The organism is Staphylococcus warneri (genome assembly GCF_900636385.1).
In the GTDB taxonomy this organism is placed as follows: Bacteria; Bacillota; Bacilli; order Staphylococcales; family Staphylococcaceae; genus Staphylococcus; species Staphylococcus warneri.
The window spans coordinates 2,023,758-2,039,432 of sequence record NZ_LR134269.1 but is presented as its reverse complement, the minus strand read 5'-3'; the positions used below and the strand labels follow the sequence as shown (position 1 = coordinate 2,039,432).

Sequence of the window (15,675 nt, the reverse complement as noted above, 5' to 3'; positions counted from 1 at the left end):
ATATCCATAGATATTAAAATTCTACGAAAAAAGAAAGAAGGATAAAGTGATGAAAGCAATTATTTTAGGTGGTAATGGATTAGTTGGTAGAGAACTCACAAGACAATGGTTAAAAAGAGATCAAGACATAGAAATATATGTTGTATCAAGAAGTGGAAATAATGTTATTTCTCATAAAAATGTGCATAATATTAAAGGTGATATACAACATGTTGAACAAATTAAATCACAGTTACCTAATCAAGTTGACTATGTAGTTGATTTGATTGGTGGACCAGAAAAAGATGAACAAAAATTAAAAGCGTTGAACTTAGTACCAGCAGAAGTAACAATAAAACTTGCCGATGATCTACACGCTGAGTATATTGGTTTTTTAGGAGCATCATTAGGTCCTAAAGATTTCATTAATATTAAAAAAGATATTATCTCAAAATTAAAAGCAACCAATAAAAAGGTTAGTGTCGTAAGTCCTACAATTATTTATGGAGACGAAAGACAGGATACACTTGGTAAATTAATACCGTTATTTAAAGTTTTAGGTAAAGTATCTAAAAATATGAAACCTGTACATGTGACTGATGTAGCGCTAGCATTGTTAAAACAACTTATGAAATAGGAGGAATCAACATGAAAATAAGTAAACATTTTGAACAAGGTATTTATGTGTTACTTATTTTGGCAACTCAAGAAGGTCAAGGCGCCGTTAAGAGTCAAACATTAAGTGAAAAATTGGAAGTATCAGATTCTTCATTGAAGAAGATTTTGAGAAAATTAGTTGTTGCAGATTTAATCACATCAAATGCTAGTAAAGATGGTGGATTTCAACTTAATCGATCAATTGAAGATATTACTTTAAAAGATGTCATAGAGGCTATAAGTAATGGAGATGTCATTGAATATGAAATTTCTCATTTATCAAGAAGGATATTTTTTAATGATCAGCATATAAAAGATAGTGAGATGAAAGTGAAACAACAACTTAATTACGCTATTCAAGCATTTAACGAAAAATTAAATGAATTGCCTCTTGTGGAATTATTAGAAGATGAATATTTTAAACATAAACTTGTAGATTGGAATGATAATGATCGTACAGAACAATAATATCAATCAAATTAAAGTACATTTCATCAGAACTGGTTCAGTGTTGGTTGATGAAACATTAACAGGCCAAGGTGATTCTAGAAATCCTATTGCATTTACAGGGTTATTTAGATCTAGTAACTATCGAGTAGAAGTTCCAGTAAGTTGTTATTTAATAGAACACCCTAAAGGACTGGTTCTGATTGATACGGGCATGGGTAAAGAAGCTGAAGGTAAAGTAACGCCATTACCTGGTTTAGTTAGAAAGAACAAAGTGGCAATACCGAATGTGAAAGTCGGGGAACTGATAGATGACCAAATTAAAGAATTAGGATTTAATGTGTCAGATATTGATTATGTCATCTTAAGCCATTTAGATGGCGACCATGCTGGAGGTCTTCAATTATTAAAAGAAGCAAAGACTATGATTACAAGTAATGAAGAGTATCAAAAGGCAAATCAAAAGCATTCTATTAGATATAATACAGCTTTATGGCAAGGGACATCTTTACAACCATTCTATTTCAAAGATACACATATTGGCCCTCAAAAAAATCGTTTGATTTATTTGGTGACGGCACCATTACTTTAGTTCATACACCTGGCCATTCAGTAGGGTTAACGAGTTTCATAATTAAATCATTGCGAAATGATGATTATATTTTATTAGCTTCAGATGTAGGATATTACCCAGGAAATTGGAGAGAACTTAGATTGCCTGGCATTTTAAGTAGTAAAAAACAAGAAAAGCGTTCACTACAATGGGTACAAAATATTGAAAAAGATAGACACTGTTTAGGTATTTATGCAAATCATGATCCGAATGTAACCATCGATGAATTATCAATATAATTAATTAGAAATAAAAAAAAGCCAGAAAATGTAATTTAATTATTACATTTTCTGGCTTTTTTATAGTTAAAAGATTAATCATATGTACGAACGTCTAAAGGTTGATAGTTAAGTAAACCTTCAAGTAACGATTCTTTAGTATCAAATAGTGGTGCTAATTCGCGATATTTTTCATCAATAAACCCTTCAGCAATCATATGATTGATAAGGGATTGTAACGGTTCGAAGAAACCATTAATGTTATATACACCGATTGGCTTTTGATGAATACCGATTTGTGCCCAACTATACATTTCAAAGAATTCTTCTAATGAACCGGCACCACCTGGCGCCATAACAAATGCATCTGCAAGTTCTGTCATTTTATGTTTACGTTCGTGCATCGAATCTACAAGAATGAGTTCACTGACTTTTTGACTCGTTATTTCTTTTTCATCAAGCATTTTTGGCATAACACCAATAGCTTTACCACCATGGTCTAATACACCATCCTGAATTGCGCCCATAATGCCTACAGAGCCAGCACCAAAGACCAATTCATAACCTTTTTCAGCCATATATTTTCCTAATTCATAGGCTTCTTTAACGTATATATCATTGTTACCTTTACTTGCACCACAATAAACTGCAATTTTCTTCATCATAATCCTCCACTATTATTATTGTTGTATAAGTAATTTAAATTGATGTTCTAAATGTTGTCTGTCTTGCCTTGTAAAAGGAGGAGGGCCTTTATGTCTTCCGCCTTGCTTTCGGATTTGAGCATTGATATAACGTTGATCTAACAACTGTTGAATATTATTATCATTAAACAAGAATCCTTTGTGATGCATAACAAATTTAACTTTATTTAGTAATAAACTTGCTAAACCGTAATCTTGAGTAATTACAATATCTTCAGAAGAGGCAAGTTGGACAACTTTATAATCTACAGATTCTGGCCCATCATCGACATAAACAGTTCGAACATGTTCAGGGTCGATTTGTGTTGAGAAGTGACTAAAACTACGTATAATTGTAACAAAAATGCCTGTCTCTTGTGTTAATTCAATAACTGAACTAACAACAGGACAAGCATCTCCGTCAATAATAATTTGTGTCATTAATGATTAAGCCTCTTGGTCGGCTTCTTTGTTTTGTTTAACAACACTTTTAGCTGTGTAATCTTTATATTTTTTGAATTCTTTTTTTCTAGCTTTTTCGGCTTCATCACGTAGTTTGTCTTCTTCTTTATGACGTTTCTCAATATTTTTTTGAAGCTTTTTGTCCATTTTTTTTGCTTCTTTACGATTTTCTTTTTCTAGCTTTTCACCTTTTTTCTCAGTTTTTTCATCGAGTTTACCAGGTGTTAAGCCAACTTTTTCTTCGTATTTCTGAGTTTTTTTCATATCTTTAATACGCTGTTTTTGGTTTTCTTCACGTAGTTTGTCTTCTTCTTTATGACGTTTTTCGATATTTTTTTGAAGCTTTTTATCCATTTTTTCAGCTTCTTTACGGTTTTGCTTAGCTAATTTTTCACCCTTTTTCTCAATGTAAGCAGGATCGTTTTCTTTTGCGAATTTTTTCAATTCGCGTTTATTATCGAATTCTTGTTTTTTGTCTCCAACATAGGCTTTTACGTCTGATGACTTATTAGAAATAGCAGATGTTGTTTTAGATGCAGCTCTTGAAGTTGCATCAGTCGCTTTTTTAACATCGGGATGTTCTTTTATCTTTTTACGTTCTACGACTAAAGGAACGATAATAATTGGTAAAACATTAATTGCTGTTTTGATGAGTTTCTTTTTGTCCATACTCGTTGCCTCCATTAAATTTACTATTTTTATCCATACCCTATGATACATGATAATAAACTAGAGATGCTAACAATAAAGAAGACTATTTTGGTAGTTTAATGAAATGATATTTTTCATTATTAACCATGGTATAAAAAAAGCCATCAAGTGATGTTGTGTCACTTAATGGCTAAATGTTTAATTTTAAATACCTTTACCGATTCCGAAACCGAAGTAAAGAATTGCAATAATAACTACTAAAATGATTCGATAAATGGCAAATGGTACTAATTTTACTTTATTAATTAAGTGTAAGAAAGTCTTGATAGCAATTAGTCCTACAATAAATGCTGCTAAGAATCCTAATAAATAGAATGGTATGTGTGCTAAGTGAATATATTCATAATGTTTTAATAATGATAAACCACTTGCTGCAAGCATAATTGGAACAGACATAATAAATGTAAAATCAGATGCTGCTTTGTGATTCATTTTCATTAAGACACCTGTTGAAATCGTTGATCCAGAACGACTAAAACCAGGCCACATTGCAATGGCTTGCGAAATACCGATTACAAATGCTTGGAAATAGTTAATTTGATCCACTGTTTGAGGATTGGTAACTTTTTCAGAATATTTATCAGCGATAATCATATAAATAGCACCTAGGAAAAGGCCAATCATAACTGTTGGAACACTGAATAAATATTTTTCTATTACATCGTCAAATAAGAAACCTAAAATACCTGCAGGAATCATACCAACTAATACATGTAATAAGTTTAGACGTTGAGGTTTAGAACGGCGTCCTGCTGTAGCATGTTGTTCAGGTTTATGTTTACCGATATGTAATAATTCAAAGAAACGTTCTCTAAACACCCATGCTGCTGCGAAAACTGAACCTAACTGAATCACGACTTTAAAAGTAAATGCAGATTGTTCACCTAAGAACTTTGTGGATTTCAACCACATATCGTCGACAAGAATCATATGACCTGTAGAAGAAACAGGTGCAAATTCGGTAAGGCCTTCCACAATACCTAAAATAAGACCCTTGATCAATTCAAGTAATAACATATTGTACCTACTTTCATTTATAAATGTTTTTTGATTACTATAAATTCACCATATTATCATAGCACACTCATTTCAACCCATGCTACTGTTAGTAATAACACTAGACCAAAGTATGAGAAAATCAAACGTCATAATATTGTCAAATGCACTATCGTTGTGCATATAACTACTAGACTTTATTATTGAGTCTATAACGAAATTTAGGTGATTAAATTGTGAAAAAATTAATGCAACTAGTATATAAATATAAAAGATATCCAGTTTTAATGCTTTTAGTATGTGCTACATTAGCTGTAACTGTGGTCGTACAAAATGTAGCAATAGCAGAATTCTTAAATAGTATGTTATTTAAAACTAAGCAATCGATTGGTTTTATTCTTACTATGATTATAATCGTACTTATGTTACGTGCGACTTTAAATTTTAGCAATCAATTATTAGGTGATCATCTCTCAAGTCATGTTAAACATGACTTGCGTCAACGTATGGTTCATATAGAATCAGAACGTCCTGTGGGTGAGCAGATGACATTAATAACAGAAACAATCGATGGAATTTCTCCGTTTTATCAAAGCTATTTACCGCAAGTATTTAAATCCATCATGATTCCTATGGCAATTATCATTGCTATGTTTTGGGTTCATCTGAATACAGCGTTAATTATGTTGGTAACAGCGCCATTTATTCCATTGTTTTATATCATTTTTGGTTTGAAAACACGTGATGAATCTAAAAATCAAATGACTTATTTAAATCAGTTTGGACAACGATTCCTTAATCTGACACAAGGTTTAATTACGTTGAAGTTATTTAATCGTACAAAGCATACGGAAAAACAAATCTATGAAGATAGCACTCATTTTAGAGATTTGACGATGAAAATATTAAGAAGTGCATTTTTATCGGGACTAATGCTAGAGTTTATTAGTTTGTTAGGTGTAGGTCTTGTTGCGTTAGAAGCAGCATTAAGCCTTGTTGTATTTCATACAATAGATTTTAAAACCGCGGCTATTGCCATTATTTTAGCACCAGAATTTTACAATGCGATTAAAGACTTGGGCCAAGCATTCCATACTGGTAAACAAAGTGAAGGGGCAAGTGATGTGGTATTTGAATTTCTAGATCAGCCATCAAAGAATAAGCAATATGATTATAGCTATCAACAAGATCAAATACCGTTTATTCGGATAGATAACGTTTCATTTAAATATAATAATGAAATGGGACATGGATTTGCTATGAAACCTACTAATTTAGATATTTACGAACGTGAACATATCGTTCTAGTGGGGCCAAGTGGTGCTGGTAAAACGACATTATCTAAAATTATCACACGTACATTGGTACCTACGAATGGAGAAATAACATTTAAACATCAACATATGCGTATGGGGATATTAAGTCAAAAACCATATATTTTTACTGCATCAATTAAAGATAATATTTCGATGTTTAATGATATTGATGATGAAGTAATCGTTGATGTATTAGAAAAAGTACAGTTAAAAGAAAAAGTAATGTCATTACGAAATGGTATCCATACATTGATAGGTGATGGTGGAGAAACATTATCTGGTGGACAGATGAGAAGGATAGAATTATGTCGCTTGCTTGTGATGCAACCAGATTTAGTTGTACTTGATGAGCCGGCCACTGGATTAGATATTGAAACAGAACAAGTCATCCAAAGTGTGCTTGATGATTATTTCAAAGACACAACTCAATTAATTATAGCCCATCGAGATGCAACAATTAGAAAGGCAACGCGACGATTATATATGCAAGATGGTTGCATTATTAAAGATGATCAATTGATTTCAGTGAATAAAGAAGAAAATGGTGACGAATCATGAAATCACAAATACGATTTACAATAGATAAAGATTTAGTGATTGCAATTATAATAGGTATCATAGGAAGTTTAGTCGCCTTAGCGATGTTCTTTTTAAGTGGTTATATGGTGACACAAAGTGCATTAGGCGCTCCATTATATGCGTTGATGGTATTAGTCGTTTCTGTTAAATTATTTGGTTTTTTACGTGCCATTGCTAGATATTATGAAAGACTATATTCTCATCGAACGACATTCACTATGTTGAGAAACGTAAGAGTACAATTTTTTCAAGGTCTAGTTAAAGTAATACCAGACGTATATCGTAAGTTTAACTCGAGTGATTTAATTTCACGAATGGTAAGTAGAGTAGAAGCATTACAAAATATTTATTTACGAGTGTATTATCCACCGATAGTAATAGGAATGACAGCAATAATAGCAATGTGTGTTTACATCTTTCTATCACCTGCGCATGCAGCGTTAATTGCTGTGAGTATGATAATGACATTATGGGTCGTTCCTTTATTAAGTAGTAAAAGAGCACGAAAATTAAAACAAATTGTTAAAATTCAACAAAGCCAATTTTTAACTCGATTTTACGATTATCGCCAAGGTTATCAAGAATTACAACGATTTAATAAAGAAACGTCATTTAAAAATGATGTATTAGAACAATTGCAAACATTTGATCATTTACAAAAAAAGGAACAACGATTTTTAACTATATATGATTACATTCTCAATATTATTGCAATGGTGTCGATATTTAGCACGTTATACTTAGGTGCGATACAAATACAATCACAAACATTAGATGTGGTTTATTTAACAAGTATCGTACTAATGGTACTTACTTTATTTGAACAAGCTGTTCCTATGAGTAATGTTGCATATTATAAAGCAGATACAGACCAATCATTATATGATATTAATGAAGTGATTCAATACGACGATATAAAAAAAGTGAAAAATAGTCATGTAAATGACGAATCAGCACCTTTATTTGAATTGAACAATGTCACATTTAAGTATGAAAATCAAGAAACACCTGTATTAAATCGAATATCATTCAATGTGTATCAAGGTGAGAGAATAGCCATTATAGGTCCATCTGGAAGCGGCAAGAGTACACTGCTACAAGTCATGTTAGGATTATATCAAGTTCAAGAAGGGAGCGTTATTTATAACCAGTCTGATATCTTTCGAATAGAAGATGAATCTAAATACAGTGATATTAATGCATTGTTACAGTCCCAACAATTATTTGATGGCACTATAAAGGATAATTTACTAACAGATTGTAATGAGGATAAGATACAACATGTACTAAATTCGTTAGACTTATCTCATTTATCGTTGGAAGAATATATAACGATGGATGGAGAGACGTTATCAGGTGGGGAAATTCAACGATTAAGTATAGCTCGCTTATTGCTAAAAACAAAGGCTAAGATTTGGATGTTAGACGAACCAACGACTGGTCTAGATATTGAACATACAGTACAAATGATGCATTTACTACTTAAACAAGTTGAAACAATGATTGTATCTACACATGATTTACGTCTATTACCAGATTTTGATAGAATCATTGTCATGATAGATGGAGAAATCAAAGAACAAGGTAGCTATGAAACGTTAATTCAAAATAGAGGCTATTTATATCAAATGGAACAGTTGAATCAGTAACATAGGCATGACATGGTGTAGCAGAATACAAAAATGCTCTAAAATACTAAGAAGTACTTTAGAGCATTTTTATACTTTAAAAGTGTTAAAATCTAAACTTTAACTTTAAATTACCATGACAAAAGCTTAATTAATTATCTTTAGCTTCATTAAATGCATCGATGACTTTACCTAATAATCGGTTAAGTTCATCCACTTCTTCAAGTGATAATGATGATGCAGTTGCAACTTTTTCAGAAGCAGTGCTAAGTTCGGGTCTAATTTTTTCGCTTTTATCAGTCAAGTGAATAAATACTTCACGTTGATCGACTTCGGAACGTTCACGTTTGATTAAATCAACTTGTTCCATTCTTTTTAATAGTGGGGATACTGTACCAGTATCAAGTGCTAGTTCAGTCACAACCTTCTTAACGTTTACAGGTGACTCGTCCCATAAAATAGTTAATACAAGGAATTGTGGGTAAGTTAGATTGTACTTTTTAAAGACTTTGTTTGAGTAGTAGCGATTTACTTGTCTTTGAGCATTGTACAAACTAAAGCATAGTTGCTCTTTTAAATTATGTTGATCAGACATTAAAGTTCTCCTCCAGACATTCTATCCGTTTTTTTCTCTCTATTCGGATTGGAATCCGTCTATGTTGTGCGGAATATAATTCACAACACACTGTGATTCAATGTCATGCTAAAATTAAAGTATGTTTAAAGTTTAGAAGATATCTATCGTTAAATCAAGCAAAAAGATAATTTAATATTTATGTTATCATTTTTAAAAATACTTGTAATAGAAAAGGAATTTTACAATGAAAAATAATAATTTTAGAAAAATATCAATTTCTATCATTAGTGGTTTCCTAGGTAGTGGGAAAACCACGCTACTGACACATTATATTAGCGAATTATTAAAAATTGATGAGAAAATCAAAGTGATTATGAATGAATTTGGTTCATTTGATATCGATAGTCAAAATATAGACGCAAATATCGAAGTGCGATCAATCATCAATGGTTGTGTATGCTGCGACTTAAAGACAGATTTAATCACTCAAATTCAATCATTAATACAACAGGGTGATTGTAATCATATCATTATTGAGGCAACAGGAATTGCTAATCCTATAGAAATGATTGCCGCATGTCAAGATCCGACTATTATCGAATATATAAATATGCCTCAAATCATTAGTTTAGTGGATGCTGAACGATTTTTAAATAGGAATGATTACACTACATCTACTCAAACACTTATGGAAGAACAACTTGAAATAAGTGATTTATTAGTCGTTAATAAAACAGACTGCGTTGATTCTGAGAAATTACATAAAATTGAAGAAGAGTTGGTTCAAATTAATCCGCATGCGCCATATGTTTTAACAACATATGGACAATTTGATATCAAGTTATTAAATAATCCAACCATCGATAAAACTGTAAATCATAAACACCACCATCACCATGGTATTAAAAGCATGAAATATACATTTACAAGTCCCATTGATCGTCAGTTATTTTATCAATTTATAATGCAATTACCGAAAAACGTGATGAGACTTAAAGGCTATGTACAATTTAGAGATCAACCCAATGAAACCATTGAATTTCAATTGTCTTATGGATTGCCTGATTTCGGCCCAATCAATCAAGAATTGCCTTTAACAATTGTCATTATCGGAGAGCATATCGATATTAATCAACTCAGAAATAAATTGGATATGTTACAATTTACTTGATTTTAAATTCAACTGCTTCTAAATATACAGGATGAAATTACTAAATAATAAGGTCGTGATGATAATGGATAGAATAAAGATTAACCAGTACGTTGATTTTTCAAAAATGATTCAAGGATTTTGGAGAGCAAATGAATGGCAATATTCTGATCAAGAATTAAATCGTTTTATAAATCAACTTGTTGAACGTGGTATCACAACGATGGATCATGCCGATATTTATGGAGATTATCAATGTGAGTCTAGATTTGGTAGAGCATTACAGTTATCACCTAACTTACGTGATCAAATTCAAGTGGTATCTAAATGTGGCATTGTCTTACCTTCTGAAACTCAAACGTTTACTGATGGTCATCGTTATGACCATAGTCGTCAACATATTATTCAATCAGTCAATCATTCATTACAACGTTTGAATGTGGATTATTTAGATAGCTTATTAATTCATAGACCTTCACCATTAATGAATCCTGATGAAATTACGGATGCTGTAAAAGAACTTGTCGATGAAGGTAAAATCAAATCATTTGGTGTATCCAATTTTAATGAAACTCAGTATGATTTATTAAAACATAGCTTGAATCATGATAAATTGCATATTAGCATTAACCAACTAGAAGTGTCCCCATATCAAACAGACATTTTAAACAATGGTGTGATGGACAAAATGTATGAAAATCAAGTAAAAGTAATGGCTTGGAGTCCACTGGCAGGCGGTAAATTGTTTGATCCATCCGATGACAAAGCGAGCCGTGTGCGTACCATTATTGAACCTTTAGCACAAAAATACGAGGTTGATGACACGGCTATTATGATAGCTTGGTTGAATAAACATCCCAATGATATCATGCCGGTGTTAGGTACGCATAAAATTGAAAGAATTGATGCAGCTTTACCAGGATTATCTATTAATTTAACTGACCAAGAGTGGTTTGACATATACACTGCTGCAATGGGTCATGACATTTTATAAATAAAATGTTAGAAAGGATTTTATTAAATGAATAATGAAGATAGACATCAGAAACAACTTAAATTTGAACGCAATTTGATTATGATTCCTTATTTAATCTTTGCGATCATCGTACTCTTATGTAATATTTTTTACCCTGAGATAAAAGCAACAATGACGTTATTTGGATTGCTCTTTGCCTATAATTTAGGCTTACTATTTATCGCATTCATTCGTCATTTTAAACGTACGCTTATTTTAACTTTAGTATTAACAATATTAAGTGGTGCTGCTTTCTTTACACTATTATATGTGTTTGGAATCAACCATGAAATTTTTGGACAAATTAAAAAGTAAAATACCAATATTTAATGAAAAACTCTGTTATTTCAATGTTATAATTAATTTGAAATAGCGGAGTTTTTGTTTTTTATCAATTTATAAATGGGGAGTGTATCTGATGAATAAACGTAAAAAGATTTCTATTATCGGTGCTGGACAAACAGGTGCAACATTAGCTTTTATTTTAGCGAAAAATGAAAGCGCTGACATTGTTGTTGTAGATCGTCCACAATCTGAAAGTACAGTAAAAGGAAAAGCGTTAGACATTCAAGAAAGCGGGCCTATATTCAACTTTAATGTTGAAATTAAAGGTACTGCCGATTATTCAGAAACGAAAGACTCAGATATTGTAGTGATAACAGCAGGAATTGCTAGAAAACCAGGTATGAGTAGAGATGATTTAATACAAACAAACGAAGAAATTGTTCATTATAGTGCACAACAAATCGCCCAATATGCGCCCAATGCCATCATTATTGTATTAACTAATCCCGTTGATGCGATGACTTATTCAGCCTTAGTCGCATCTGGCTTCCCTAAACATAGAGTTTTGGGGCAATCAGGTGTATTAGATAGTGCCAGATATAAAACATTCATTGCTCAAGAGCTAGGAATTTCTGTTGAAGATGTACAAGGTTTAGTATTAGGTGGTCATGGAGATACAATGGTTCCATTAGTCAACTCAACTCAAATTAATGGAATTCCTTTAAAAGAACTACTTGATCAGCAAGTCATTGATCAAATTCTTGATAGAACACGAAAAGGTGGAGCTGAAATCGTTCAACTGTTAGGAAATGGTTCAGCATATTATGCGCCTGCTGCTGCGATATATGAGATGATTGATGCTATTTTGAAAGACAAATGTCGTGTATTGGCAGCAATTACTTATCTTGAAGGCGAGTATGGCTATCGAGATATCTGCTTAGGGGTACCAATTAAACTAGGGCAAAATGGTGTAGAAGAAATATTAGAATTGAATTTAAGCCAAGAAGAGCAAAAGCAATTAGATACTTCAGCATTATCAGTTAAAAGTGTTAAAGAAGCACTTAATTATGGTTTTGAATAAAGCATTTAAGTCAAAAGATAAAACCTATCGTTTGCAATAAATTGAGTATATCTTTTTTAAATGATTTATTATTTAAAAGTGAGAATTATATGACTTTTGTAAGTAAATCGCATAGATAAAGCGCTTTCTTGATATAATTAGGGTGTAAGGTCAAGATAAAAAGGAGTCGGTGAATATGTCTAAAGGGAATCAAACTTCACAGGTAGTCAATAATCAAACTACCAAAAAAGAGAAAAAGGGGTATAAACCACTTTGGATTATCATTAGTTTTATCGTATTGATAGCCATATTGCTTTTACCTACACCCGCAGGCTTACCAGTGATGGCTAAAATGACTCTAGCGATACTAGCATTTGCTGTCATAATGTGGGTTACTGAAGCAGTGTCATACCCTGTTTCAGCAACATTGATTTTAGGACTGATAATTTTATTATTAGGATTCAGTCCAGTTCAAAATTTATCTGAGCAACTTGGTAATCCTAAAAATGGGGATGCCATTATTAAAGGCAGTGAAATATTAGGAACAAACAATGCTTTAACACTTGCGTTCAGTGGTTTTTCTACTTCAGCGGTAGCTTTAGTTGCAGCTGCATTATTTTTAGCAGCAGCGATGCAAGAGACTAACTTACACAAACGATTAGCATTATTAGTGTTATCTGTCGTGGGAAATAAAACTAAAAATATTGTCATAGGTGCAATACTCGTTTCAATTGTGCTTGCATTTTTTGTACCTTCTTCTACAGCTAGAGCGGGTGCAGTCGTACCAATATTATTAGGTATGATTGCAGCATTCAAAGTTTCTAAAGAGAGTAAGTTAGCATCATTATTAATTATAACGTCAGTACAAGCAGTTTCTATTTGGAATATTGGTATTAAAACAGCGGCAGCACAAAATATCGTTGCGATTAATTTTATCAATCAGAATTTAGGCCATGATGTATCATGGGGTGAATGGTTCATGTACGCCGCGCCATGGTCAGTTTTAATGTCTATCGCACTTTATTTTATTATGATCAAAGTGATGCCACCCGAACGTGAATCTATTGAAGGCGGAAAAGCATTAATTAAAAAAGAGTTAAACGATTTAGGACCAGTGAAACCGAGTGAATGGCGTTTAATCGTTATCTCTCTATTATTATTGGTATTTTGGTCAACTGAAAAAGTGTTACATCCAATTGATTCTGCATCAATTACATTAATTGCTTTAGGTATCATGCTCTTACCTAAAATTGGCGTTATTACCTGGAAAGGTGTAGAAAATAAAATCCCTTGGGGCACAATCATTGTATTTGGTGTTGGTATTTCACTAGGAAATGTATTATTAAAAACAGGAGCAGCACAATGGTTGAGTGATCAAACATTTGGTTTAATGGGGCTTAAAGGATTGCCGATTATTGCAACCATAGCACTGATTACTTTATTTAATATTTTAATTCATCTAGGATTTGCAAGTGCTACAAGCTTATCATCTGCACTTATTCCTGTCTTTATTTCATTAACATCAACATTACATCTTGGCGATCAATCTATCGGATTTGTTTTAATCCAACAATTTGTAATTAGCTTTGGATTCTTATTACCAGTAAGTGCACCACAAAACATGTTAGCGTATGGTACAGACACATTTACAGTTAAAGATTTCTTGAAATCTGGTATACCATTAACGATAGTTGGCTATATATTAGTCATTATATTTAGTTTAACGTATTGGAAATGGTTAGGTTTAGTATAAATAATGAAAGTTAAATAGCTTGGCGGTCAAGGTGACCGTCGAGCTTTTTTTATGAATGAAATAGACGTTTTTAAATAAGAATTATGAACGATTTAGGTTAGATATTTATTTTTTTAGGATAAGGGTATAATTCAACAAAACAATGAATGTTAGGTGATTAAACAATGAAAGTTGGCGTGATATTAAATAGAGTATTTAGAATTCATCATAATCCGTTACTCGCTTATATTTGCAATCAATTAGGTAGTACAGATACATGTGTATTGATTATACCTAAAGAAAAGTTTGGTGATGAGGCACAATTAAAAGCATCATTTTATCATGGTACACTCAACGCTTTTATCAACACATTAAATCATTATCAAATTCAAACGAATGTAATGGATTATAATCATTTAATAGCGTTTTGTAAAAATCAACAATTAGACAAAGTTGTTATGGCAAGTGACATCATGAGTTATCATCATGAATCATATGACTATCCTCATCAAAAACAACGATTTCAAGAAGCTGGAATCAAAGTTGAAGCGCTTCGTGTACAACATTATTTTAGTCCACGTAAAACGTTTAACAATCAAGGGGAACCATATAAAGTGTTTACAAGTTTTTATAAAAAATGGCGACCATATGTAATAGAAAGACATAGAGCACATTATGAACTAAGTGATATTTCGAAAATAGTCGAGCTGGCATACGCCCCAACGCAAATTAATGATAGCCATAGTGGATTAACTGAAAAAGAAGTACAACAACAATGGCAAAGTTTTTTGAATAATGATATTCAAAATTATGAGTCAAATAGAGAGTATTTACCTGAAGTATTAACGAGTCAACTCAGTATTGCACTAGCTTACGGATTGATTGATATATTGCAAGTATTTAATGATTTATTACATGGTTATGAAAGCAACGAATCTAATTATGAAGCATTTATCAGAGAATTAATTTTTAGAGAATTCTATTATGTACTGATGACGCAATATCCAGAAACAGCCCATCAATCATTTAAAGAGAAGTATCGAAACATTGAATGGGTCAATGACAAGCAACAATTTGATCAATGGAAAAATGGTAAAACTGGATATCCTATTGTAGATGCAGCTATGCAAGAGCTAAATCAAACTGGATATATGCATAATCGAATGAGAATGGTGACATCACAATTTTTAACGAAAGATTTATTGATAGACTGGACATGGGGAGAAACTTATTTCAAAGATAAATTGATTGATTATGATAATGCGTCAAATGTGCATGGGTGGCAGTGGTCTGCTTCGACTGGGACAGATGCTGTTCCATATTTTAGAATGTTTAACCCTATTAAACAAAGTGAGCGATTTGATCCCAATGCACTATATATAAAACAATGGCTATCCACACTCAATCATGTAGATAGCCATCTATTACACGATACCCAAAAGCACATGCAATTATTGAAACAACAAGGTATTCAATTAGGTGTTGATTATCCTGAACCAATGGTTAACCACCAATACAGTCGTCAACGTGTGATGTCATTATTTAAAAGTTTGTGATAGATATGTAG

General features: G+C 32.2%; 17 protein-coding genes. 12 read left to right on the top strand and 5 right to left on the bottom strand.

Annotated features, from left to right (window positions below; translation table 11 throughout):
* The first annotated feature begins 49 nt into the window (after positions 1-49).
* The 4 genes from EL082_RS09985 (at position 50) to EL082_RS11945 (ending at position 1,935) form a co-directional block, all read left to right on the top strand.
* Positions 50-616: an NAD-dependent epimerase/dehydratase family protein gene (locus EL082_RS09985; protein WP_103286253.1), complete on the top strand. Its 567-nt coding sequence runs from the start codon at positions 50-52 to the stop codon at positions 614-616.
* A gap of 11 nt (positions 617-627) precedes the next feature.
* Positions 628-1,104 carry an RrF2 family transcriptional regulator gene (locus EL082_RS09980; protein WP_002465960.1) on the top strand — a complete coding sequence of 159 codons (477 nt, stop codon included), beginning with the start codon at positions 628-630 and terminating at the stop codon, positions 1,102-1,104.
* Positions 1,085-1,675, top strand: a complete 591-nt coding sequence (locus EL082_RS09975; RefSeq protein WP_002465990.1) for an MBL fold metallo-hydrolase — start codon at positions 1,085-1,087, stop codon at positions 1,673-1,675. Before EL082_RS09980 ends, EL082_RS09975 begins: the two co-directional genes overlap by 20 nt.
* Before the next feature lie 122 nt (positions 1,676-1,797).
* Entirely contained in the window at positions 1,798-1,935 is a 138-nt protein-coding gene (locus EL082_RS11945) for a hypothetical protein (RefSeq protein ID WP_002465965.1), read from the top strand.
* A 74-nt stretch (positions 1,936-2,009) separates the two neighbouring features.
* Here EL082_RS11945 and EL082_RS09970 read toward each other — a convergent pair whose 3' ends face one another.
* From EL082_RS09970 to EL082_RS09955, 4 genes are all read right to left on the bottom strand, one after another.
* The gene (locus EL082_RS09970) at positions 2,010-2,576 is read right to left on the bottom strand and encodes an LOG family protein (RefSeq protein ID WP_049416121.1); all 567 of its coding nucleotides are present in this window, start codon (positions 2,574-2,576) and stop codon (positions 2,010-2,012) included.
* An 18-nt stretch (positions 2,577-2,594) separates the two neighbouring features.
* Entirely contained in the window at positions 2,595-3,038 is a 444-nt protein-coding gene (locus EL082_RS09965) for a YaiI/YqxD family protein (protein ID WP_049416119.1), read from the bottom strand.
* 6 nt (positions 3,039-3,044) lie between these two features.
* Complete coding sequence (locus tag EL082_RS09960) at positions 3,045-3,728, bottom strand: hypothetical protein (protein ID WP_015365310.1); 684 nt, start codon at positions 3,726-3,728, stop codon at positions 3,045-3,047.
* Between the two features lie 186 nt (positions 3,729-3,914).
* On the bottom strand, positions 3,915-4,787 hold the full coding sequence (locus tag EL082_RS09955; protein ID WP_002450985.1) for an undecaprenyl-diphosphate phosphatase: 873 nt from the start codon (positions 4,785-4,787) through the stop codon (positions 3,915-3,917).
* A 215-nt stretch (positions 4,788-5,002) separates the two neighbouring features.
* On the opposite strand from EL082_RS09955, the gene EL082_RS09950 reads away from it, so the two are divergent.
* On the top strand, positions 5,003-6,640 hold the full coding sequence (locus EL082_RS09950; protein WP_049416118.1) for an ABC transporter ATP-binding protein/permease: 1,638 nt from the start codon (positions 5,003-5,005) through the stop codon (positions 6,638-6,640).
* Positions 6,637-8,310, top strand: coding sequence for a thiol reductant ABC exporter subunit CydC (cydC, locus tag EL082_RS09945; protein WP_015365308.1), 1,674 nt, complete (start codon positions 6,637-6,639; stop codon positions 8,308-8,310). Before EL082_RS09950 ends, cydC begins: the two co-directional genes overlap by 4 nt.
* A 130-nt stretch (positions 8,311-8,440) precedes the next feature.
* Here cydC and mgrA read toward each other — a convergent pair whose 3' ends face one another.
* On the bottom strand, positions 8,441-8,884 hold the full coding sequence (mgrA, locus tag EL082_RS09940) for a global transcriptional regulator MgrA (protein ID WP_002467156.1): 444 nt from the start codon (positions 8,882-8,884) through the stop codon (positions 8,441-8,443).
* 226 nt (positions 8,885-9,110) lie between these two features.
* Here mgrA and EL082_RS09935 point away from each other — a divergent pair, with 226 nt between their 5' ends.
* The 6 genes from EL082_RS09935 to EL082_RS09910 all read left to right on the top strand — a co-directional run bounded on the left by EL082_RS09935 (position 9,111) and on the right by EL082_RS09910 (position 15,664).
* On the top strand, positions 9,111-10,037 hold the full coding sequence (locus tag EL082_RS09935) for a CobW family GTP-binding protein (RefSeq protein ID WP_015365307.1): 927 nt from the start codon (positions 9,111-9,113) through the stop codon (positions 10,035-10,037).
* Positions 10,038-10,101: 64 nt separating this feature from the next.
* Complete coding sequence (locus tag EL082_RS09930) at positions 10,102-11,010, top strand: aldo/keto reductase (RefSeq protein WP_002467157.1); 909 nt, start codon at positions 10,102-10,104, stop codon at positions 11,008-11,010.
* A gap of 27 nt (positions 11,011-11,037) precedes the next feature.
* The gene (locus tag EL082_RS09925; protein ID WP_103286254.1) at positions 11,038-11,346 is read left to right on the top strand and encodes a hypothetical protein; all 309 of its coding nucleotides are present in this window, start codon (positions 11,038-11,040) and stop codon (positions 11,344-11,346) included.
* A 103-nt stretch (positions 11,347-11,449) separates the two neighbouring features.
* Positions 11,450-12,397, top strand: coding sequence for a malate dehydrogenase (gene mdh, locus EL082_RS09920; RefSeq protein ID WP_049416112.1), 948 nt, complete (start codon positions 11,450-11,452; stop codon positions 12,395-12,397).
* Between the two features lie 175 nt (positions 12,398-12,572).
* Entirely contained in the window at positions 12,573-14,129 is a 1,557-nt protein-coding gene (locus tag EL082_RS09915) for an SLC13 family permease (RefSeq protein ID WP_019235810.1), read from the top strand.
* Between the two features lie 164 nt (positions 14,130-14,293).
* Complete coding sequence (locus EL082_RS09910) at positions 14,294-15,664, top strand: cryptochrome/photolyase family protein (RefSeq protein ID WP_103286255.1); 1,371 nt, start codon at positions 14,294-14,296, stop codon at positions 15,662-15,664.
* Positions 15,665-15,675 lie beyond the last annotated feature (11 nt).

Excerpts from the sequence above, each read along its gene's own strand:
- EL082_RS09925 (WP_103286254.1), top strand. The coding sequence starts at position 11,038 with ATGAATAATGAAGATAGACATCAGAAACAACTTAAATTTGAACGCAAT.
- EL082_RS09970 (WP_049416121.1), bottom strand. The coding sequence starts at position 2,576 with ATGAAGAAAATTGCAGTTTATTGTGGTGCAAGTAAAGGTAACAATGAT.
- EL082_RS09980 (WP_002465960.1), top strand. The coding sequence starts at position 628 with ATGAAAATAAGTAAACATTTTGAACAAGGTATTTATGTGTTACTTATT.
- EL082_RS09985 (WP_103286253.1), top strand. The coding sequence starts at position 50 with ATGAAAGCAATTATTTTAGGTGGTAATGGATTAGTTGGTAGAGAACTC.
- EL082_RS09935 (WP_015365307.1), top strand. The coding sequence starts at position 9,111 with ATGAAAAATAATAATTTTAGAAAAATATCAATTTCTATCATTAGTGGT.
- EL082_RS09955 (WP_002450985.1), bottom strand. The coding sequence starts at position 4,787 with ATGTTATTACTTGAATTGATCAAGGGTCTTATTTTAGGTATTGTGGAA.
- EL082_RS09960 (WP_015365310.1), bottom strand. The coding sequence starts at position 3,728 with ATGGACAAAAAGAAACTCATCAAAACAGCAATTAATGTTTTACCAATT.
- EL082_RS09910 (WP_103286255.1), top strand. The coding sequence starts at position 14,294 with ATGAAAGTTGGCGTGATATTAAATAGAGTATTTAGAATTCATCATAAT.
- EL082_RS09930 (WP_002467157.1), top strand. The coding sequence starts at position 10,102 with ATGGATAGAATAAAGATTAACCAGTACGTTGATTTTTCAAAAATGATT.
- EL082_RS09915 (WP_019235810.1), top strand. The coding sequence starts at position 12,573 with ATGTCTAAAGGGAATCAAACTTCACAGGTAGTCAATAATCAAACTACC.
- cydC (WP_015365308.1), top strand. The coding sequence starts at position 6,637 with ATGAAATCACAAATACGATTTACAATAGATAAAGATTTAGTGATTGCA.
- EL082_RS09965 (WP_049416119.1), bottom strand. The coding sequence starts at position 3,038 with ATGACACAAATTATTATTGACGGAGATGCTTGTCCTGTTGTTAGTTCA.
- mgrA (WP_002467156.1), bottom strand. The coding sequence starts at position 8,884 with ATGTCTGATCAACATAATTTAAAAGAGCAACTATGCTTTAGTTTGTAC.
- EL082_RS09975 (WP_002465990.1), top strand. The coding sequence starts at position 1,085 with ATGATCGTACAGAACAATAATATCAATCAAATTAAAGTACATTTCATC.
- mdh (WP_049416112.1), top strand. The coding sequence starts at position 11,450 with ATGAATAAACGTAAAAAGATTTCTATTATCGGTGCTGGACAAACAGGT.